General features: G+C 44.0%; 16 protein-coding genes and 1 pseudogene. 10 read left to right on the top strand and 7 right to left on the bottom strand.

The window, feature by feature from the left end; all coding sequences use genetic code 11:
• Nucleotides 1-118 precede the first annotated feature (118 nt).
• A complete protein-coding gene (locus tag H735_RS19085) occupies nucleotides 119-1,000 on the top strand; it encodes an AraC family transcriptional regulator (RefSeq protein WP_020197048.1) in 882 nt (293 codons plus the stop codon).
• A 277-nt stretch (nucleotides 1,001-1,277) separates the two neighbouring features.
• Nucleotides 1,278-4,442, top strand: a complete 3,165-nt coding sequence (locus H735_RS19080; protein WP_020197047.1) for a chitinase C-terminal domain-containing protein — start codon at nucleotides 1,278-1,280, stop codon at nucleotides 4,440-4,442.
• 99 nt (nucleotides 4,443-4,541) lie between these two features.
• Here H735_RS19080 and glgC read toward each other — a convergent pair whose 3' ends face one another.
• From glgC to H735_RS19060, 4 genes are all read right to left on the bottom strand, one after another.
• On the bottom strand, nucleotides 4,542-5,756 hold the full coding sequence (gene glgC, locus H735_RS19075; protein ID WP_020197046.1) for a glucose-1-phosphate adenylyltransferase: 1,215 nt from the start codon (nucleotides 5,754-5,756) through the stop codon (nucleotides 4,542-4,544).
• A gap of 381 nt (nucleotides 5,757-6,137) precedes the next feature.
• Nucleotides 6,138-7,886, bottom strand: coding sequence for a formate--tetrahydrofolate ligase (locus H735_RS19070; RefSeq protein WP_020197045.1), 1,749 nt, complete (start codon nucleotides 7,884-7,886; stop codon nucleotides 6,138-6,140).
• Between the two features lie 237 nt (nucleotides 7,887-8,123).
• Nucleotides 8,124-9,428 (bottom strand): inosine/guanosine kinase, encoded by a 1,305-nt coding sequence (locus H735_RS19065; protein WP_009704476.1) that lies wholly within the window; start codon nucleotides 9,426-9,428, stop codon nucleotides 8,124-8,126.
• 130 nt (nucleotides 9,429-9,558) lie between these two features.
• Complete coding sequence (locus H735_RS19060; RefSeq protein ID WP_005441905.1) at nucleotides 9,559-10,032, bottom strand: CreA family protein; 474 nt, start codon at nucleotides 10,030-10,032, stop codon at nucleotides 9,559-9,561.
• 213 nt (nucleotides 10,033-10,245) lie between these two features.
• Between H735_RS19060 and H735_RS19055 the strand changes: the two genes are divergently transcribed.
• From H735_RS19055 to H735_RS19045, 3 genes and pseudogenes are all read left to right on the top strand, one after another.
• Complete coding sequence (locus H735_RS19055; RefSeq protein WP_005441903.1) at nucleotides 10,246-10,755, top strand: hypothetical protein; 510 nt, start codon at nucleotides 10,246-10,248, stop codon at nucleotides 10,753-10,755.
• A 71-nt stretch (nucleotides 10,756-10,826) separates the two neighbouring features.
• Nucleotides 10,827-12,495: pseudogene (locus tag H735_RS32215) on the top strand (HD domain-containing phosphohydrolase).
• Between the two features lie 244 nt (nucleotides 12,496-12,739).
• Entirely contained in the window at nucleotides 12,740-13,408 is a 669-nt protein-coding gene (locus H735_RS19045; RefSeq protein ID WP_020197044.1) for an HAD-IA family hydrolase, read from the top strand.
• A gap of 467 nt (nucleotides 13,409-13,875) precedes the next feature.
• Here the strand turns inward: H735_RS19045 and H735_RS19040 are convergent, their stop codons facing one another.
• The gene (locus tag H735_RS19040; RefSeq protein WP_027726780.1) at nucleotides 13,876-15,306 is read right to left on the bottom strand and encodes a methyl-accepting chemotaxis protein; all 1,431 of its coding nucleotides are present in this window, start codon (nucleotides 15,304-15,306) and stop codon (nucleotides 13,876-13,878) included.
• A 606-nt stretch (nucleotides 15,307-15,912) separates the two neighbouring features.
• Between H735_RS19040 and H735_RS19035 the strand changes: the two genes are divergently transcribed.
• Together H735_RS19035 and H735_RS19030 are read left to right on the top strand one after the other, a co-directional pair.
• The gene (locus tag H735_RS19035) at nucleotides 15,913-16,509 is read left to right on the top strand and encodes an acyl carrier protein phosphodiesterase (protein ID WP_027726779.1); all 597 of its coding nucleotides are present in this window, start codon (nucleotides 15,913-15,915) and stop codon (nucleotides 16,507-16,509) included.
• 75 nt (nucleotides 16,510-16,584) lie between these two features.
• Nucleotides 16,585-17,838 carry a DEAD/DEAH box helicase gene (locus H735_RS19030; protein WP_020197041.1) on the top strand — a complete coding sequence of 418 codons (1,254 nt, stop codon included), beginning with the start codon at nucleotides 16,585-16,587 and terminating at the stop codon, nucleotides 17,836-17,838.
• Between the two features lie 30 nt (nucleotides 17,839-17,868).
• Here H735_RS19030 and H735_RS19025 read toward each other — a convergent pair whose 3' ends face one another.
• The gene (locus tag H735_RS19025; protein WP_005441895.1) at nucleotides 17,869-18,657 is read right to left on the bottom strand and encodes an EAL domain-containing protein; all 789 of its coding nucleotides are present in this window, start codon (nucleotides 18,655-18,657) and stop codon (nucleotides 17,869-17,871) included.
• Between the two features lie 194 nt (nucleotides 18,658-18,851).
• On the bottom strand, nucleotides 18,852-19,484 hold the full coding sequence (locus H735_RS19020; protein ID WP_020197040.1) for a hypothetical protein: 633 nt from the start codon (nucleotides 19,482-19,484) through the stop codon (nucleotides 18,852-18,854).
• Between the two features lie 130 nt (nucleotides 19,485-19,614).
• On the opposite strand from H735_RS19020, the gene H735_RS19015 reads away from it, so the two are divergent.
• The 3 genes from H735_RS19015 (at nucleotide 19,615) to H735_RS19005 (ending at nucleotide 21,137) form a co-directional block, all read left to right on the top strand.
• Entirely contained in the window at nucleotides 19,615-19,857 is a 243-nt protein-coding gene (locus tag H735_RS19015; RefSeq protein WP_005441892.1) for a DUF2164 domain-containing protein, read from the top strand.
• Between the two features lie 174 nt (nucleotides 19,858-20,031).
• Nucleotides 20,032-20,571, top strand: a complete 540-nt coding sequence (locus H735_RS19010; protein WP_020197039.1) for a cytochrome b — start codon at nucleotides 20,032-20,034, stop codon at nucleotides 20,569-20,571.
• Complete coding sequence (locus tag H735_RS19005; RefSeq protein ID WP_020197038.1) at nucleotides 20,568-21,137, top strand: YceI family protein; 570 nt, start codon at nucleotides 20,568-20,570, stop codon at nucleotides 21,135-21,137. Before H735_RS19010 ends, H735_RS19005 begins: the two co-directional genes overlap by 4 nt.
• The last annotated feature ends 86 nt before the right edge of the window (nucleotides 21,138-21,223 follow it).

Here is a 21,223-nt window from a genome sequence, read left to right as displayed (position 1 = left end):
GAACGAGTAGGCCGATTTCTGCAAATTTATTGCCTATTTCTACAAATATGCGTTTCTTATGCTGGAACTGTAATCAGAACTCCAAGTATAGTGCGTGCATAACTATTGGAGTGACAAGATGAAGACACTTGCTGAGATCATGCAGCAATACGCCACTAAATTTGGTTTAGACGATTTAGAGGGCATCAAAGAAACCGCCATTGACGGGGTATGGTTCTACCGCAGTAGCAAAGGGAACAATCGTCAACCGTTTGTGTACCAGTCTGGCATCATCGTTTTGGGACAAGGCTACAAGAATATTCACATTGGCCAAACACCAGTACGTTATGGCCCAGATGACTATTTGGTCGTCGGTGTACCCATGCCACTTGAGTGTGAAGCGATTGCTGTTGACGATGAGCCTTTATTGGGAATATCCATCGACATTTCTCCCGCCATGCTGCAAAAGTTGGTCAAGAAGTTGGAATCGCAACGCTTCAGTAATGTTTGTGAGGATGACACTCGCTGTGGGTTGAAATCGGTACGCATGAACGACCAAATGTTGGATGCGTGCAAGCGTCTTATGACGGCATTATGCAGCGATCTTGAAGTCGCAATGCTCGGTGACATGCTGTTAGAAGAAATTGTGTACCGCACGCTGGTGAGCGAATCCGGGCATGTACTGTTTGAGCTCGCACACCAAGAAGGTTCTTACGCAAGGGTAGCAAAAGCGCTAAACCGCGTTCATCAGGAATACCACGAACAACTCAATGTACAAACCTTGGCTGAAGAAGCGAACATGAGTGTCTCTGCATTTCACCAAGCGTTTAGAAGTGTGACTCTAGAGTCGCCTTTGCAATACATCAAAAAGGTGCGTTTAAACAAGGCACGCGAATTGATTCAGTTAGAAGGTCGCCGAGTGAACGATGCTGCGCGCCTTGTGGGTTACAGCAGCCCATCACAGTTCAGCCGAGAGTACAAGCGACACTTTAACGAAACACCCAGATCAACAAAGGCTTAGTGATCTTTATTTCAAAAGTAGGACTTTTTTTGTCTTTTTTAATAAATTGCGATCGACATATTTATTCGGGTAATGAAATTAGTTGTTGGTGCAAAATAATGTGTTAATTGTTGCAATCATTTAGTGGATTCTTGAGAGGTGCTGCTGAAAATTTATAAATACATAGTGTGAAATGCTGCACTTGTACTTAAGTTATTTTACGTCGAAACAAAAGTAACTATACGTGTTAGTTAAGCGTATTTTGTATTGTATTAACAATAACTTAAGGAAGAGCAATATGCACCTTAGAAGTGGGAAAGCAGTGAAGAGTGCCTTTACACTCAGTACATTAACTGCGTCTTGTCTAATGGCCTTCAACAGCTATGCAGCGGTTGATTGTGCACCTCTAGAAGTTTGGGATTCGTCGAAGGTTTATAACGGCGGTGACCAAGTTCAGCACGAAGGTAACGCTTATAAAGCGCGCTACTGGACTCAAAACAGCAATCCAGCGCAAGCAGGTGAATGGGGTGAGTGGGAAAATCTAGGAGCTTGTAGTGGCACTGGCCCTGTAGATCCTCCAGTTAATGAAGTGCCTACTGTGACATTAACATCGCCTAGTGCATCGGCTTCTATCACTGCTGGAGATGTTGTAAATCTTGCCGCGGACGCTGCTGACACGGATGGTTCAATTAGTAAGGTTGAATTCTTTGTTGATGGCGCATTGGTCGGTACCTCTACCGCTGCACCTTTCACTGCTTCATGGACGGCGACTGAAGGTGCGCACGAATTCTCGACTAAAGCGTACGATGATAAAAACGCTGTAAGTGTTGCGAGTGCAGTAACGCTCACAGTTAACGCGGGTCAACCGGGTAATGAAGCGCCGACTGTAGATGTCGCTCTTTCAGCGACTTCTGTTGAACTAGGCGCGACGGTTACCGTTACAGCAAATGCCGCTGATGCGGATGGTACAGTGGCGAAAGTTGAATTCTTCGCTGCCGGTTCTCTTGTTGGTACAGCAACAACAGCGCCATACACGGTAGATTTCACGCCAGCACAAGCGGGCAGTGTTTCTATTTACGCGAAAGCGACAGACGATGCAGGCGCAACAACAGATTCTTCTCTTGTATCTCTAACAGTGAATGGCGGTGCAATTACATCGAACTGTCGTCCTGACGGCCTATACCAAACGGCTGGTGTCGATGTTCCTTACTGTACAATTTACGATGAAGAAGGTCGTGAATTAATGGGGGCTGATCACCCTCGTCGTGTGATCGGTTACTTCACTAGCTGGCGTAGTGGTGATGACCCACAAGCTGCTTACTTAGTAAAAGACATTCCATGGGATCAACTTACACACATTAACTACGCGTTCGTCAGTATTGGTTCAGACGGTAAAGTAAACGTAGGTGATGTGACAGACCCGACGAACCCTGCAACAGGTAAAACTTGGCCGGGTGTTGAAGTTGACCCTGCGTTAGGCTTTAAAGGTCACTTCGGTGCGCTAGCAACTTACAAGCAAAAACATGACGTTAAAACACTGATTTCAATTGGTGGTTGGGCTGAAACAGGCGGCCACTTCGGTGCTGATGGCAACCGCGTCGCTGACGGTGGTTTCTACACAATGACGACCAACGCAGATGGTTCAATCAATCATGCGGGTATCGAGAAGTTTGCTACGTCTGCTGTTGAAATGATGCGTACCTACAAATTCGACGGCCTAGACATCGACTACGAGTACCCAACATCAATGGCGGGGGCTGGTAACCCTTACGATAAAGACTTTATGGAACCGCGTCGTCCATACCTATGGGCTTCTTACCAAGAGCTAATGAAAGTTCTGCGTGAGAAATTGGATGCGGCGTCTGCACAAGATGGCATCCACTACATGCTGACTATCGCAGCGCCTTCTTCAGGTTACCTATTGCGTGGTATGGAAACGTTCGACGTCACTAAGTACCTCGATTACGTGAACATCATGACTTACGATTTGCATGGTGCTTGGAACGACCACGTTGGCCACAACGCGGCATTGTTCGATACGGGTAAAGACTCTGAGCTTGCTCAATGGAACGTGTACGGCACGGCTGCTTACGGCGGTATCGGTTACTTGAACACTGACTGGGCTTACCATTACTTCCGTGGCTCTATGCCAGCAGGTCGTATTAACATTGGTGTTCCTTACTATACTCGTGGTTGGCAAGGTGTAACCGGTGGTGATAACGGTCTATGGGGCCGCGCGGCACTTCCTAATCAATCAGAGTGTGCTCCGGGTACTGGCGAAGGTGAGAAGAACAACTGTGGTCACGGCGCTATCGGTATCGATAACATGTGGCATGATACTGACCCTAAAGGCAACGAAATGGGCGCTGGTTCAAACCCAATGTGGCACGCGAAGAACCTAGAGAAGGGCATTTGGGGTTCTTACGCTCAAGCTTACGGTCTTGACCCTGTAAATGATCCTTCCGATAAGTTTGTCGGTTCTTACACGCGTCATTACGATGATGTTGCTGTAGCCCCTTGGCTATGGAATGCGGAGAAGAGCGTATTCCTATCAACAGAAGACAAAGCATCTGTTGAAGTGAAAGCGGACTACGTTATCGACAAAGAAATCGGCGGCATCATGTTCTGGGAGCTAGCAGGTGACTATAACTGTTACGTACTAGATGCGAACGGCAACCGTACGACGATTGATGCAACAGAACAAGCTTGTGCGGCGGGTAATGGTGAATACCACATGGGTAACACTATGACTAAAGCGATTTACGACAAGTTTAAGTCTGCAACGCCTTACGGTAACAAGATTGCAACTGGTGCAATCCCAACCGAAGCTGTAGACATTGCAGTGAGTGTTGGTGGCTTCAAAGTCGGTGACCAAAACTACCCAATCAACCCTAAGATCACGTTCACAAACAACACGGGCCAAGCGATTCCTGGTGGTACAGAATTCCAATTTGATATTCCTGTATCTGCTCCGGATAACGCGAAAGATCAGTCTGGCGGCGGTCTAAGTGTGATTGCTTCTGGTCATACTCGTGCGAACAACATTGGTGGTTTGGATGGCGTAATGCACCGCGTATCTTTCTCTCTACCTGCATGGAAAGACCTACCAGCGGGCGGCACTTACGAACTTGATATGGTTTACTACCTACCAATCTCTGGTCCAGCTAACTACACGGTGATTTCTGGCGGTAAAGAGTTTGCGTTCAAGTTTGAACAACCAGACCTACCAATTGGTGACCTAAACTCTGGTACTGGCGGCGGCGGTGGTACTGAGCCGGGTACATGTGATACAGCGGGTCTAGTTACTTACCCAGATCTTCCGCAAACAGATTGGCAAGGTAACCCAAGCCACGCTAACCAAGGTGATAAAGTGATTCACAATGGTGTGGTGTACCAAGCAAACTGGTGGACTGCATCAGAGCCGGGTAGCGATGGTAGTTGGTCTACAGTATGTAATGTCTAATTCAGATTAGTTGAACAGTAAAAGCGCGCGATTCACATCGCGCGCTTTTTATTTGGTGCATTTGTGGATTTTGCAATGGCAAATAGCTGAGCGAACAGGTTAGAACTCATAGCCTTCTGGAATAACAACAATGCCTTTTTCTGACACATGGAATCGTTTTGCATCTTCAATTTTGTTCATGCCGATTTGAGTGTGCGGCGGGATGCGAACATGTTTATCGATGATACAACTTACCAGCTGACAACCTTCACCAACTTCGACATCGTCAAAGATAATACTGTCGACTACTGTCGCGCTATCATGGATACGCACATTCGATGCAATAACCGAGTGCTGAACTGAACCGCCTGAGTTGATTACGCCGTTTGCAATGATGGAGTTAATGAAAATACCTTCATTACCAGTCGCAGAAGATACCGTTCTTGCTGGTGGAAACTGAGCTTCATAAGTACGAATCGCCCAGTTTGGTTGGTATAAGTTCATTGGTGGGACGGGTTCTAACAAGTCCATATTGGCTTCATAGAAAGAATCTATGGTACCGACATCGCGCCAGTAACAGTCTTTGTCTACACGTCCTTTACTACCACAGAATTTGTAAGCATAAACCGATTGAGAATCGATGAGTTTTGGAATGATGTCTTTGCCAAAGTCGTGACTTGAATCTTCGAGTTTTGCGTCCTCTTCGAGCGCATCTTGCAAAACGTCCATATCGAAGATGTAAATCCCCATAGACGCTAGACTCTGCGTTGGGTCGTTAGGAAGAGTAGGTGGGTTCTTAGGCTTCTCTACAAAGGACTCGACTAAACCGTTCTCTTTAATCCCCATTACGCCAAATGCAGTTGCTTCTTCGACAGGCACATCCATACATGCGACCGTTAACTTCGCGCCGTTTTCTTTGTGTTCTTCCAGCATTGCTGCGTAGTCCATGCGATAAATGTGGTCACCGGACAGAACGACGACATACTTGGCGTCATTTCGAGATAACAGCCACATGTTGTGGTAAATGGCATCTGCTGTGCCTTCATACCATGCACCACCTTTGCGCATTTGAGGTGGAACAGCGGTGATGTATTCACCAAGTTCGGGATTGAAGATCGACCAACCATCTCGTAAGTGCTTTTGCAGCGAGTGCGATTTGTATTGAGTTAACACTAATATCTTTCTTAAACCTGAATGAAGACAATTAGTTAGCGTGAAATCAATGATGCGATATTTACCGCCAAATGGAACGGCTGGTTTGGCTCTATCATCGGTAAGAGGGCTCAACCTTGATCCCATACCGCCAGCTAAGATTACTGCGAGTGCGTCTTGCATAATGTTCCCTTTCCCTTATGTTACGTACATCGAAAGCAACTTAAAGCCTGAGGAGTTAGCCAACTGCTGGTGGCTTTCGAGTGACGTTGTTGAGTGTCCTTTGAACTTATAAATGTTAGTGCTATATAACGTAGTACAAGATTCGAGCCATTGGATTTTATTAATAAAATCAACGCTCTTTAAAGGTGGTGCATTATTTATTGCACTATATTAGGGAGTGAGGAAATTGTTGCTGCACCGAATTGGTGAAATAAAGTAAATACTTTAATTTGGTGGTTTCAGTTTACAGTGTAAAGGGTTTTAAAAACAATAAATTAGCGGTCTTTTAAAGCGAAAACAGGAGCACCATGGCTCCTGTTTGTTTGAGATAAACGTTTCACACTATGAAAGGCCGATAATATTGCCTTGATCGTCAAGATCGAGGTTCATGAACGCGGGTTTATCCGGTAAACCAGGCATGGTCATAACATTACCTGAAAGCGCGTAAACAAAACCCGCGCCTGCACATAAGCGTAGCTCACGGATAGGAACGCTAAAGCCACTTGGCGCTCCTTTTACAGCTGAATCAGTGGTTATGGAGAGCGGCGTTTTCGCAATGCATACCGCTAGTTCATCAAAGCCCAATTGTTCAAAGTGCTTTAGCTGTTGCGTCGCGAGTTCACTCATTTCAATATTTGCGGCGCCGTAACCCGCTTCGCAAACGGCCATGAGCTTCTCTTTTAGAGTTTGTTCTTTGCGGTAAAGAGGGCGGAAACCAGAATCTTGTTCACACGTTTCAACAACGTGTTGCGCTAGTTCTACGGCTCCTTCACCACCTTGACCAAATGCTGTACTGACTGCCACCTTAACTTCCGGGTTAAACTCGTGAATCAACGCCTTAAGCGCTGCCAATTCTTGCTGAGAATCTTGCGGGAACTGGTTAATAGCAACCACGGCAGGGATACCGTATTTGTGGACATTGTTAATGTGCCATTTCAGGTTTGCAAACCCTGCTTTTAATGCCGCTTGATCGGGGTTGAAAATTGAATCTGGAATGGCCATTCCTGGGCGCAGATCATAGTGACCTGAGTTTGCTTTTAAACCACGTAACGTAGCGACAATCACGACACAATCTGGTGCACGACCCGCTGCAGACGCTTTAATGTTACACGCTTTCTCGAATCCCATGTCTGAGCCAAAACCTGCCTCGGTGACAACGTAACTAGAAAGCTTTAGTGCAATTTGGTCTGCGATGATAGAAGAGTTACCGTGAGCGATGTTCGCAAATGGACCCGCGTGGATCAGGGTTGGCACACCTTCTAGTGTTTGCATCAAAGTAGGGGCGATGGTTTCTTTTAACGTGACAGCCATTGCTCCGGCAACTTGTAAGTCTTCAGTTGTCACTGGAAGGCCGTCTAAGTTGTAAGCCACGACGATACGGCCAATGCGTTGACGCAGATCTTTTAAGTCTTTAGCTAAAGCGAGGATCGCCATTAGCTCAGAAGCGGCAGAGATATCAAAACCTTCTTCACGTTCAAAGCCGTTGATAGTTTTGCCTTCTTCATTGAGACCAATCTTAACCATGCGTAGTGCACGGTCGTTATGGTCCATCACGCGTTTCCAAGTGATTTTTTCGACGTCGATCTTTAGCGCTTTTAAGCCAGTACGAGTTTCGAATGCCTCGTAGCCTTCACGTTGTTCATGATAAAGGCGAGCATCTAATGCGGCAGAGGCCAAGTTATGTGCCGCTGTTACTGCATGAATATCACCAGTGAGATGTAGGTTTAATTCATCCATTGGTGCAACTTGGGAGTAACCACCACCCGCAGCGCCACCTTTGACACCAAAGACTGGCCCCATTGATGGTTGACGGATACACGCCATAACAGATTGGTTGATCTTAGATAAACCTTGAGAAAGGCCGATTGTGGTTACGGTTTTACCTTCACCCAGAGGGGTAGGTGTAATTGCAGTAACCAACACCAACTTGCCGTCTTGACTTGCGTTTAAGCGATCAAGACATTGGGGATGAACTTTAGCTTTGTGTTTTCCGTGTGTATCGAACTCTTGTGGTAAAAGACCGGCATTGGCAGCGACGGTAGCGATAGAAGACAACGGTGTGTTTCGGCAAATTTCAATATCAGACTGCATGGATACTCCAAAAAAATGGCTAACACGTGGCGTTCAACATCAAGCAAGCAAAAGACTTAGCAAGTGTTGCGCAAACGTTTGCGCGAGAATAATACTGGTAAAAAACGAGGTGTAAAGCAGTTCGTGCGCCTTAACGTGCTACATCATAACAAAAACCACTAATTACTGCGCTAGATCAAAACAAAAAGGCCACCAAATGGTGACCTTCGCATATTAATTGCTCTAAGTACTTGGTTCTTAGCGATCCCAGTAGGTTTCTTCTAGGCTATCTTCACGCTCTGGTAGTGCACGTGAGAGGCGAGGAGAGTGCTGAGTTAACACCTCGTAGCTTACACGGTTTGCGTATTTACAGATCTGGGATAGAGAAGAGTAAGTTAGGCAGCGTACTTCGTGTTTTTCAGAGTTTGGCACTTCTTTATGGTGGAACGAGTTAGCCGCCATGTCGTGTAGAAGCGCTGACAATGCTGCATCACCTGCACCGTTGGTGTTCTTGATCTCAAGTGGACCACCAAGGTAAGGGCCAATGTGTGAGTACACTTTCATTGGGTTTTGGCAATCGTCTTTACGCATTGCACGGCTAAACTCAAACTTGTTGAACTCTTCAATCGAGCCTTCAAGAATATCGTGCGTCGTTTCGCGTTTCACTTTCTCATCAGTGTAACCCGCCATGTAAAGACCATCAGGACCTGCAGTGCAAAGAACTAGATCTACCCATTCAAGCGCTTTATTCGCTGCTGCAAGTGGATCGCCTTCGCCTGTCAGTGCTGCGCCTTCTTCTTCGTTCATTGCAACAACAGATACGTTCTCGCGAATGTACTCTTGCCACCATTCAGCGTTGCCTTCGATCACATACTTAGTACCAAGCGTCAGTACTACAGGGACCTCGTGCTTCTTAGCAAACTCAATCGCACGTTGAACGGCTTGAGGCATTTGATCTTCTTCTTTACCACGCATTAGGTAAGAAGAAACAACCAGAGCAGATGCTTTGGTAAATACTTCTTCTGGAATGCTCTCAGGAGAGAGTTTGTTCATGTGACCTTCGTTGATCGCGAAAGTGCGTTCGCCATCGTGAGTGATCAACGTGTAACAACGACCAATTGGACCATCTACAGTTTGCAGGTGGTTTAGGTTCATACGAGAAGAGGTACGGCACAGGTAACGGTAAGCGAAAGAACCAACTTGAATGTTCTTTGACATAACACCAAGTAGCACTGATTTGCTGTCCGCAAGTACGGAGTAGTTATGAAGTGTGTTACCGATAGTGTCACCTGGGTACTGGTGAGTAATCAGACCTTGTTCTACTAGCTCTTCGTACAGTGCGTCCGCTTTGCTCTCTTCAAGAACGAGAGAATGTCCTTTACTTAGGTTGTATTTTTCTAAAAACGCATCATCTACGCGCGCTTCGATATCTACGATGGTTTGACCCACACCAACGACCGTAGGGCGGTACAATTTCGGTGCTTGTCGAATTTGGTTTACTAATGGATCTCGAGCGTGAGTTGGAAAGTAGTGTTTAGATTTTCGCTGACCAGGAAACTTCATGCTTGTTCTTGAGTGAGAAAAAAAGAGGCGGGATTGTATCACAAAATTTTGAAAATCGTTCCGTTTTCTTGCAAAGAAATTTGCCCGCTGAAAAATTCAACGGGCTGCTGTTTTTACACACAAATTGGGGTTAATTTGTAGGAGTTACAGTCGGTTCTACATAAGCTTTTGTGCCATATAGAGGAACAGTCGATAAGCTATGTTTGAAACTGCCTTCCGTCTCTTTGGTTGTGTAAGACAAGTAAAGTAGCGTTTGGTTTTCTGGATCGTAGATGCGACGTACTTTCATGGTCTTGAAGAAGATGCTTTTTGATTTCTTGAAGACGACTTCACCAGATTTGCTTTTATCAATTTTAGCAATCATCTCTGGCGTGATGTCACCTGTTTGACGACATGAGATAGAACTGTCGCTTGGATCAGACAAGCTTAAATTCGCCTCGATAGAAGCAATATGACAGGTTACACCCGTCACGACTTCGTCTTGTAGGTGGCCGATTTTGATGTCTTTCATTGTAAACATACCCAGTGATACGTCACCCACTTCATTATCACTACACCCAGCCAGAACGGTTACCAAACCCAAAGCAAGCAAGCTTTTCTTCATTTTTCATCCCTTAATTAGGCTAATTTATTAGTTCAATTTATCAGACGCACACACTTAAAACAAAATTTGGCGTTACCTCAGGAGTTTAGCTAGGTTTGTAAGAGGCTTCATGCTAATGTACCGCTCCAGAACAGATGACGCCTACATTTCTAATCAAAGTCCTGTTTTTCATTCGCTGTAAAACACTAGGCTTGCAGCGCTTAAGGTAAAAAAATGAACCAACAACAATTAGAAAGCATCAACAGAAAAAATGCGTGGTTGCATGATTTAGTAGAAGTCGAATTTCCTACTAAAGAAAGCATTGAAGGGCGAGCCATCTATACTCGTATGCTCGACGCTTTAACCTACGATGCTGTCGATAAAACTACGCTTTTAGAAAACGGGCAAGAGTTAACAGGGGACGACATCTTCCTTGTTGATTTTCATAGGCTTACCGTGATGTTTTCGATTCTACAGTCACAACGTTGGTCGGATAAGCACGAGCAAGAAATGATCGTGGAATACTTAACTCAGATCATTTTGACACCTGAGTTTGAGCTTTATGTCGGTTTTAAACAAGGCGAGGCTGTAGCAGCGGCAATTGTCAGCCAATATGAAGGCAACACACTTGTTTCTGACATTACCGTTTCTCAAAACTTGGATAAATCGCAGTTTGTGTGTGATTTGGCGAAAAAATTGAACGACGATCAAAAGTTGTGTGAAACAATAGTCGTAGAAAATTGATCAATGTCGGTCCCAGTTGGGGATTTGGCATTTAATATGTGCAACAACATTCTTTCTCGGCTGGGCGACACATGGTTATGCGTTTGACGCGTTTATTGGCTCTATTTTTATGCCTAGGGACGGCCGCAGTCAATGCTGACCAAACGGATTGGGAAATCAAAAAAGTACTGGTTTTACATTCGTATGAGCCCTCATACCAATGGACCAATGACATTCAACGTGGTGTCGAAGAGGGCTTTGAGCAGACCAACAGCGAAGTCAAACTATCGATCGAATACCTAGATGCTAAGCGCGTGCATTCAGATGGCTATTTTCAAAACATGGCCAACTATCTGCAGCTCAAATATCAAAACTACAAGTTTGACGGCATCATCATCTCGGACGACGCTGCATTAGAATTTTCTAAACGTTACTTACCAAACGACGAACGCACTGTACCTTTGGCATCAATAACACATAAGCGACGTTAGACTCTTTAAGCACTTCCGGTAGTATCTTGTATGAACAAGATAAAGTTACCGAAAACATCAAGCTCATCATTAAGCTACGTCCTCAGATAAAGAACTTGTATTATCTCGCAGATAGAAGCATGACATCGGAACTGGTTCATGCTCGTGTTGTAGAAGAGACGAAGAAGTTCCCTCAAATCAATTTGATTGAGCTTCGGGATGAACCTTTGGCTGAAGCTGCGGATAGGCTCTCAAAGATCAACCCAAATGATGCCGGCTGCTGACCCATTTCAACACAGAAGCGGAACAAGGCCATTACCATTCTTACCAAGAAGTGGCACACGTTATTGGCGCTAAAAGTGTTGCGCCTGTATTTGTCTTGTGGGAAATGTACTTGGAAGAACCGGGTATCTTGGGTGGATTCTTAAATCGTTCGAAGCAATATGGTCACGAAGCCGCAGAGCTAATGGCTGCCAAGTTGGGTCTATTGATGACCAAAACCGAGAACGAATTGATTTCTGAAGCCGTTTTAGATTTCGCGGCTATTCAAAAATATGGTATCAGTCGCTACGACATTCCTAAATCTGCTCACATCATCAATGCACCACCTCCTGCAGTAAAAGTTAATATCAAACTGTTGCTTTTTGCTTGTGCACTGATTGTGCTGCTTTCTTTGGTGATTGTTAGTCAGTTTATGACCATTAGCCAGCGTAAGGTGATCGATCAGAAAAACCGCAAGATAGTAACCTTACAAAAGCGCACCTTGAGTGTTCAAAAGGAGATGATTCACGTTCTTGGCTGAATTTTGTGGGTTAAGCCATCGTGAAGTTGAGATGATCGAAGTCATCAGCCCAATGCATGACGTCGGTAAGATTTCGGTTCCCGAATCTATCTTTGACAAAAATGGCAAGTAGATGAGGCTGAATGGGAAATCATGAAGCGCCATACGGTGAAAGGTTATGAATTGCTGAACAACCGTGAAGGCGAAATCACTAAGTTAGCCGCCATTGTTGCTCATGAACACCATGAGCGTTGGGACGGAACTGGTTATCCGAATGGCCTAAAAGGTGCGGAGATTCATCTCTTTGCACGTATTGTGGCGATTGCCGATGTTTTTGACGCCCTACTGAGTGAACGCTGTTACAAGCTAGCTTGGACGGTGGAAGAAGTTGTGGATCTGTTTACGCGTGAAAAAGGCAAACACTTTGATCCTACGTTGAGCCAACTTCTATTGGAGCATTTGGACGACTTTATAGAAGTGCGTTATTTATATCCAGATTCCGAAGTTTAATCCTTTCCTTTTGTACCAAGTGAAGTTTCATATTTCTTAATTTAAGGGCTTCATTCGGTGATCTCGCTTAGAAAATCATTAATTCCTCTTTCTCATTTCTACGAAATGCCAAGTCTGTCGTTTAAACATTTCTAAACTTACCTATCATGTTGATACATATTTAGTACAAATAAATAAGTCAATAAGGCCAAATAAATTGGTCAGCTAAAGTCTTTAATATATTCAGCGTCGGGGGGAAGGGTGTATGGCTATTAACAATATTAAATGTGTCATCTTTGATTGTGATGGCACGCTAGCAGACAGTGAACGCCTGTGTTGTCAGGCCTTAGTGAACGTCTTTGGCCAATACGGTGCAGAGATGAGTTTTAGTGAATGCGTAGAGCACTTCAGAGGCGGTAAGCTTGCCGATATCCTTCGTGACGCTAAAGAGTTGATGAACTTAAATGTTCCGATTGATGTGTTAGAGCCACAATACCGTGACGAGTTACAGAAACTGTTTGTCCGTCATTTAAAACCAATGGACGGCGCGAAACGACTTATCCACTTTTTAGATTCGCACAATATTGAGTATTGCGTGGCGTCTAATGGACCAAAAGATAAAATCGAATACTCGCTTGAGTTGACGGGGTTACTTGATGCGTTTAAAGGCAAAGTGTTCTCTGCGTTCGATGCGAACAGTTGGAAGCCTGAACCAGACTTGATCATGTACAGCGCGATGAATATGGGCTTTTTACCAAGTGATTGTCTGTACATTGATGATACACCTAAAGGCGTTGAAGCAGGGCTTAACGCCGGCATAAAAACCGTACAACTATACAACGGCGCACCGATTAACTTAGTCGATGACGAGCGTGTTATTCAAATTTCCCATCTAGATGAACTAAAAGAGCAGCTCTTAGGCTGCTCAGTTTAGTGACAAATATTACTCAAACTATGGATGTGTTTAAATTTAGTTTGTAGGTAAGGAGTTTGATGTAAGCACTGGATGGAGGAGAAGTTTTTTGTATGAAACCCGCAAAAGGCACATGTGAATTTTTCACCATCGGATGAAATCAGATATTCATCGCATTGGCAGAGTGGACACTGGAGATCTTCAGTGTCTTTTGTTTTGTTGTAATTATTCATATTGTTCACCAGCAGCAAAATTAAATTGGCAAGATCTAGAATAGCCGCACACCTAACCTTTGAACATTATTTAGTCGAATTCAGAGAACTATTTCGATTCACTTCAAAGTAAATTAAACGTGTATTCATCGAACGCTTGATTTAATAATTTTCCGCTCGTTTTCCCTCGACAATCTAATGGTCACTTTTTGTCCGTTGCCGTTGAGCGAGCATAAAAAAGCTCCAAATTGGGAGCTTTTTTAGCGTGTTCGTGTTTTAGGCTGTTCGGTATCGCTTCAATACTTCGCCAAGGGATTGAGAAGCTTTAGTTAAGTTTGCCACACCAGTTGTCGATTGTTCGGCAACTTCACGAATAGTATTGGATTGCGAGCGAATGTCAGACAACTCAGAAGCGATGTCATTCGCGACGGCACTTTGTTCTTCAGCAGACGTTGAAATCTGAATACTCATATCCATTAATGAACGTGCAGAGTCGGCAATTGCAGTGACGTCACCACCAATTTCGTCAATTAACTGACTGCTTGTTTGTGCTTGTTGAACCGTACGGTCAGTGATAGACGCAATGTTCTGGCTTTCCGTTTGCAATTTCTCAATCATCGCTTGGATTTCGACGGTTGCCTGTTGCGTGCGGCTAGCAAGGGTACGAACTTCATCCGCCACTACGGCAAAACCACGACCTTGTTCACCAGCGCGCGCCGCTTCAATAGCTGCATTTAACGCGAGAAGGTTAGTTTGTTCTGAAATCGCGTTAATCGTGGTAATCACATCGTTAATCTGTGTCGTGTTTTCGTTCAAACTGCTAACAGATGCGGATGCTTGTTCGATGTAACTGGATAGTGTTTCGATTTCTGAAATGACGCTTTGAACCTGACTACGGCTATTTTCGATTTGCTGAGCATCTTGATCTGATTGCAACGTAGCTTGCTGAGAGATACTTGAGACTTCTTTTGCTGAAGCCGTCATCTCTTTCATCGCAGTCGCAACAGAATCGAGCGTCTGGTATTGATGTGCGATTTGCGTTTCGCTGAGCTTCATGTCTTGCTCAAACGCTGCTGATGTTTCACTTAACGTGTTGACATTGTCTTTTACATTGTTGACAAGTTCTGTCAGCGTATCCATTGATTTATCTAGTGCGCAACCAATCGTACCAAACTCATCACGACCCGGATGAAAACCTAGGCGAGAAGTTAAGTCACCTTCACCAATTTTCTGCGTAGTGGTGTATAGCACCCAAAGCGCACCACCAAGGAAAGTCGCAACCCAGTAAGTGAAAAGGGCGAATGGTACCATCCAAAGCAAGCTAAGAAGGAAAGAGGTTAAAGCGTCAGATTTTGCTTGCTCAAACTGGCGTGAAAGGTTTTCTGTCAGTTGGATTGCCTGACCTGAACTCAGCTTCGCATAAACCGTCACGGTGCCGTTGTTGAATTTGGCATCATTAACGTTGCTTACGTTTACCACGCCATTCACACTCGCTACGTTTTGTATTTGAGCTTGAACTATGCCTGAGAGCTTCGCTTCTGCCGCAAGGATAGATTGCTGCTCAAACTGTTGAATATCATTGAAATAACGGCTTCCCGCCACTGAAGTTAAAGTCACTAGGAATAGAAGGAAAATGACCCACATTTTGTCGTTGATAGACATCTTTATAAATAACCTGTCTATCGTTCTAAACTCAACTTCTCTCATTTATAGCTCCATTTGAGATGAAAAGGGGATGAACAAACTTAGAGATATATCGAAACAAAATATGCGATGGTTATCAGCAAAATATGTAACGAGAGGTTGATAGATTTCAAAATATGAGATCAATGATCGCTTATAACAGTACGTCGTCTCCATAAATGACAAAAAACTAAATAAAAACTGACAGTTTGTTAAAGAAAGGGTGGGTGTAATTTAATGCAATTGATGAACGAGAGGGTGTTATTAGAGCAAACGTTTACTTATGATTTCTGTCATAGCTTTCTAAAACTTTACTTCTCGCTGTCATGAATGTGTCATATAAAGGCTATAAAAAGGAGTTGCTGTCATCGATGAAGAAAAGAAATGGCAGTAGAGATTGAAGCAAGCAGCTTCAGGAGATGTAAAACAAAGGAGGTCACAATGAGCGACCAATATCAAAACGACGAATGCCTAGAGATGCTAGATGCTCTTGAAATCGGTATTATCTTGTCGGACTACATTGGCTCAGAAGACGAAGCCGAATAAGTACAATTAGTACTCTCATCGCGTCACAACAGACGTTATACTAAGTTCATGTAAGACGAGCCAAAAGGCCACTCACAGCGTCTAATGAACTTTCTAGCCCACCTGCATATTGCAGATCACTGTAATAGCCATTTAATGGGAAACTTGCTTGGAGATTTCGTAAAGGGAGATCCAAGCAAGCAATATCAGACTGATATTTCCAATGGCATCAAACTTCACCGTTTCGTTGATCGCATTACCGACCATCATGCTCTTGTTGAAGAATGTAAACCGCACTTCACAGGTGTTGCTCGACGTTTCGCCCCCATCGCACTTGATATGTTTTGGGACCATTGTTTAGCGAAACACTGGCGAACATTCAGCCCGCAACCTTTAGATTCTTTCGTTCGTTATGCGTATTGCGAAGTGAACAAACAAATCTTTGACGACCTTCCTCCGCGATTTTTATTGCTTCACAGCCGAATGTGGAGTGACGGTTGGCTACAGTCATATCAAGACTTAGAAAACATCGAGTTTGCTCTTCATCGAATGTCCCAAAGAAGCCCAAGAATGGCTGACTTAACGACAACGTTCGAAGTTTTGGACAATGAATATGAGCAATTGGAAGCGAAATTTGCTGCTCTATATCAAGATGTGTTGCGTCAATCCGCTGAGTATCATCAACAGTTAATTAATTCATAACGTCTTGACTGCTAAAGGTAGTATGACCAAAGGGGGGCTGGTAAACTCTGCGCTCCAAAAATTATGAGGTTTATCATGTCCGTTAATTTCGCTGATCTTGGCATTGAACAACAGTTGGTTGATACCCTAAGCGGTATGAATATCGTTGCCCCGACACCTGTTCAGGAAAAGTCGATTCCGCATGTGTTGGAAGGTAAAGATCTACTGGCTGCCGCTCAAACCGGTACAGGTAAAACGGCTGCATTTGGTTTGCCGATCATTCAAACGGTTCAGCAAAAGAAACGAAACGGAACACCGCAAGCACTGATTCTTGTGCCAACGCGTGAACTTGCTCAGCAAGTAATGGATAACCTGACGCAGTACTCAGCAAACACCGATCTTAAAATTGTTTGTGTTTATGGTGGTACCAGCATTGGCGTGCAAAAGAGAAAGCTGGAAGAGGGCGCTGACATTCTGATCGCGACGCCTGGTCGCTTGCTTGACCACTTGTTTAACGGCAATGTAAACATCTCTAAAACAGGCGTTCTCGTGCTTGATGAAGCAGACCGCATGTTAGACATGGGCTTCTGGCCAGATCTGCAACGCATTCTTCGTCGACTACCTCAAGATAAACAGATCATGTTGTTCTCAGCAACATTTGAGAAGCGCATCAAAACCATCGCGTACAAACTGATGGACTCTCCAGTTGAAGTGGAAGTGTCGCCAGCAAACACGACTGCAGAAACCGTTAAGCAGATGGTTTATCCAGTTGATAAAAAGCGCAAGCGTGAGCTACTTGCTTACTTAATTGGTTCTCGTAACTGGCAGCAAGTGTTGGTATTTACTAAAACCAAACAAGGCAGTGATGAGTTAGCGAAAGAGCTAAAGCTGGATGGCATCAAAGCGGTTTCTATCAACGGCGATAAATCACAAGGTGCTCGTCAACGTGCGCTTGATGAATTCAAAGAAGGCAAAGTACGTGCGCTGATCGCGACAGATGTAGCGGCTCGTGGTTTGGACATTCAAGAGTTAGAACAAGTAGTTAACTTCGACATGCCATTCAAAGCCGAAGATTATGTTCACCGCATCGGTCGTACTGGCCGTGCAGGTAAGTCTGGTTTGGCCGTTTCTTTGATGAGCCGCGATGAAGAGTATCTATTGCATGCTATCGAAAACCTGCTTGACCAACGTTTGCCGCAAGAATGGTTAGAAGGCTTTGAGCCGAGTTTAATCGAAGAGGTTGAACCGGAGCGCAATAGCGGTGGTCGTCGTAAGAGTCGTTCATCAGAAAAACGCAAGATGAAGGCGAAACTGGCGATTCATAAAAACCGTGGTAAGAACCGAAAATAAAAAGATGATGGTATTCATCAGTAACTCTGATTATGCCGTCTTTGCTTCCCGGTAGGCTTCAAGCGTTTGTGGCATTGCCAATAAGTAGCCTTGATACATATCGAAACCGAGCTTTTTCATTAAGTTAAGTTGATGCTCGGTTTCAATTCCTTCTATAACGGTTTTTGAGCGAATATCTTTTGCCAAAGACAACGCTTCCATCAAACAAGAAAAATCACCATTCTCATATCTCAATAACAACGAACGATCGATTTTAATGATGTTGGGTTTTACACACCTAACGCGTTCTATTGTTGAAGCATCAATGCCGTAATCGTCTATTGCCAATAAATAGCCGTTATCGCTTAGCTCTTTTGTTGCTTTGTATAAGAAGTTTTCGTCGCTCGCATCGAGCTCTACCAATTCCATCACAATCTGTTCACGGCACAAATCCGCTTCAATAATGGATTGCTTTAATAAGTTGCTATAGGAAATGTCTTTTGCGAGCATTTCTGCCGCTTTTGGTAGAACGTTGAGAAAGAGCTTTTTATTGCGGAATTTGGATTGACCAAAGTTACTGATGTGAATAAGGCGGCTTAGTCTCTCAACGTTGATTTGATCTTCTGTAGGAATCGTAGTGGATTGAAAGAACTGGTCAGGTCGAATCATTAAGCCGTCTTGGTTACTGATACGAACCAAGGCTTCTAGACCGATAATGGAAAGATCTTTTTGATAAATAGGTTGAAACACGCTTCGCAATGTCAGCTGCTTATATTGCGCGATGTACTGACCATCTACTTGTTTTAAAATGCAGCTAAGCAGCTGCGAGATACTCATCATTATTGTTGTAACCTAGACCAAGACACTGTATTGATGCTTAACTGATTGTTGTGCATCTAGTTTTACTTTAGTTTCTTGAATCTAAGCGGGGAGCGTAGGCAAGGCAAGCGAGATAGCTTAACACACTCAGAAATATCGACCCGCCTCAAACAAATCGCTGAATGAACTGATAATCTACCCGTTGCTATTTGATGCTACCACTGTAAAACCGCATACAGTTGAATGTACTTTCTCACCTGCTGTTGTTTATTGGAACGTCGTAAAGGGTGGCCGAATTTGATGTAACAAGGGCTGATCCCAAAACGTGTATCTAATGAATGAGTCAGCTGCGATTCGCTGGTAAAGAGGGTAATGCCTTGCTCTGTATACTCGTTAATCGGTTCTGGTAATTCTCCCATCCACCAGTGCAACAGCTCACGGCTGGTTTTGCTGCGACTGATCCAATGATCGCTGACTAAAAACAATAGGTCGTTAGGCTGCAGGGCATAACCATATTCACTTTGCCATTCCGTTATCGAAGAGAGCAGGTTCTCTCGGCATGAGTTACCAGCGCTGACTAAATGGTGGCTCAATACCCAAACCGTTCCAATTTCAGATGAGATGAGGTAGTGGTGTGGCAGGTCGGGGGCATCAAGTACTTCAATAGGTTTGATGGTACTGCTATGACCAAAGTGACGAAAAGTGTGCTCCATGCGTCGAGCAAATGCGAGGCCGAGATGGTGTTCACTCATACCTTGGTTATGTACCGCAGGATAATGCTTCTCACACAGTTTGAGACAATCGTCCTGAAAATCATTGACACTTTGGATGACTAAGTCGAGTAGCAAAGAATATCCCTTAACGGTTAACAAATTGAACGGCGAAAGGTTAGCATAGTCCTTTTAGGATAGACTAATTTAGATAGGCAACTTCTTGATCTAAACATCAAAATTGAGAATAGAGTTCCGCAGGTAAAATATGATCAAACTAGAAAGAGCACAAAAAGAAGCATTGGCGACAGCTATACAAGATTACATGCAAGACGAGTTGGAAGTGGAAATAGGCCAGTTCGACAGTGAGTTTTTGATTGATTTCATCACTGAAAAATTAGCGCCTATCTACTACAACAAGGGCATCGAAGACGCCAAAACCGTGATCGAACGACGCATGTTAGAAATGACGGATGAACTGTATGAGATAGAGCAAGAAGTTCAACTCTAAGTGTCCGATTTTTAAATGGTTTGAAGTTCCTTCTAATTTTTCGAACAAGTTGTTTAAAAAGGTATTATTGGTTTGATGTAAAGGATGGTAAATAATCTGTTGCATACAAGGCAAATAAGTTAATGTTGTGTTTCTTGCTCAACATCAACTTAGGAAGATATCTAGGAACGTGAGATGGAAACACTGGTAAAGAACTACAACGTGCCGGCGAGAGCGATGCATTGGATTTCAGCGCTTTGCATTATCGGCTTGTTTGCTGTGGGTCTGTGGATGGTCGATTTAAGCTACTACAGTGAATGGTACCAAACCGCGCCACATTATCACCGCTCTGTGGGCATTTTACTGGCAATACTCACTTTAGGTCGCATCGTATGGAAACATGTGACGGCGTCACCAAAAGTAGAAGGTAAACCTTACGAGGTAGCTGCAGCAAAAGCCGCACACGGGGTTATGTACCTGTTGCTTATTACTATCTTTGTTTCAGGTTACCTCATCTCAACATCTGATGGTCGCGGTATCGAAGTATTTAACTGGTTTACCGTACCAAGTGCAGGGGAGTTATTCCCTGGTCAATCAGACATTGCAGGTGAAATCCACTTTTATGCAGCTTGGGCTGTGATCCTAATGGCAGGATTGCATGCTGCTGCTGCACTCAAACATCACTTTATCGATAAAGACAACACATTAAGAAAAATGTTAGGAGCTTCAAAATGAAAAAGTCACTTTTCGCTACAGGATTAGCAATCGCTATGGCACTACCGTTTGGTGCTAACGCTGCAGATTATGTTATCGATACTAAAGGTGCTCACGCATCTATCAACTTCAAAGTTAGCCATCTAGGTTACAGTTTCATCAAAGGTCGTTTTAATACATTTTCTGGTGACTTTTCTTTTGATGAAAACAACCTCGCGGACTCTAAAGTAAACGTAGTGGTTGATACGACAAGCCTTGACTCAAACCATGCTGAGCGTGACAAGCACATCCGTAGCGGTGATTTCATCGACGCAGGTAAATACAGCGAAGCGACGTTCAAGAGTACAAAAGTTGTAGACAAAGGTGACGGTAAACTAGACGTAACGGGTGACCTTACTCTTCATGGTGTAACGAAACCAATCACAATCGAAGCGGAATTTGTTGGTGCAGGTAACGACCCATGGGGTGGTGAGCGTGCAGGCTTCATTGGTCAAACTCGTCTTGAGCTTGCTGATTTTGAAATCCCAGTAATGGGTTCTTCAAGCTATGTTGATATGGAACTGCACATCGAAGGTGTAAAGAAGTAACTTCTAGTTTCTCACGATATACTTCGTTTTTAACGACATAAATGAAGAAAGTGCTCTTATATAAGAGTAATGCCGATCAGTTAAGA

The sequence above is a fragment of the Vibrio owensii CAIM 1854 = LMG 25443 genome, assembly GCF_000817815.1.
In the GTDB taxonomy this organism is placed as follows: Bacteria; Pseudomonadota; Gammaproteobacteria; order Enterobacterales; family Vibrionaceae; genus Vibrio; species Vibrio owensii.
Note: the sequence above shows the minus strand (reverse complement) of the source record. Positions and strands in the feature narration are given on the sequence as shown.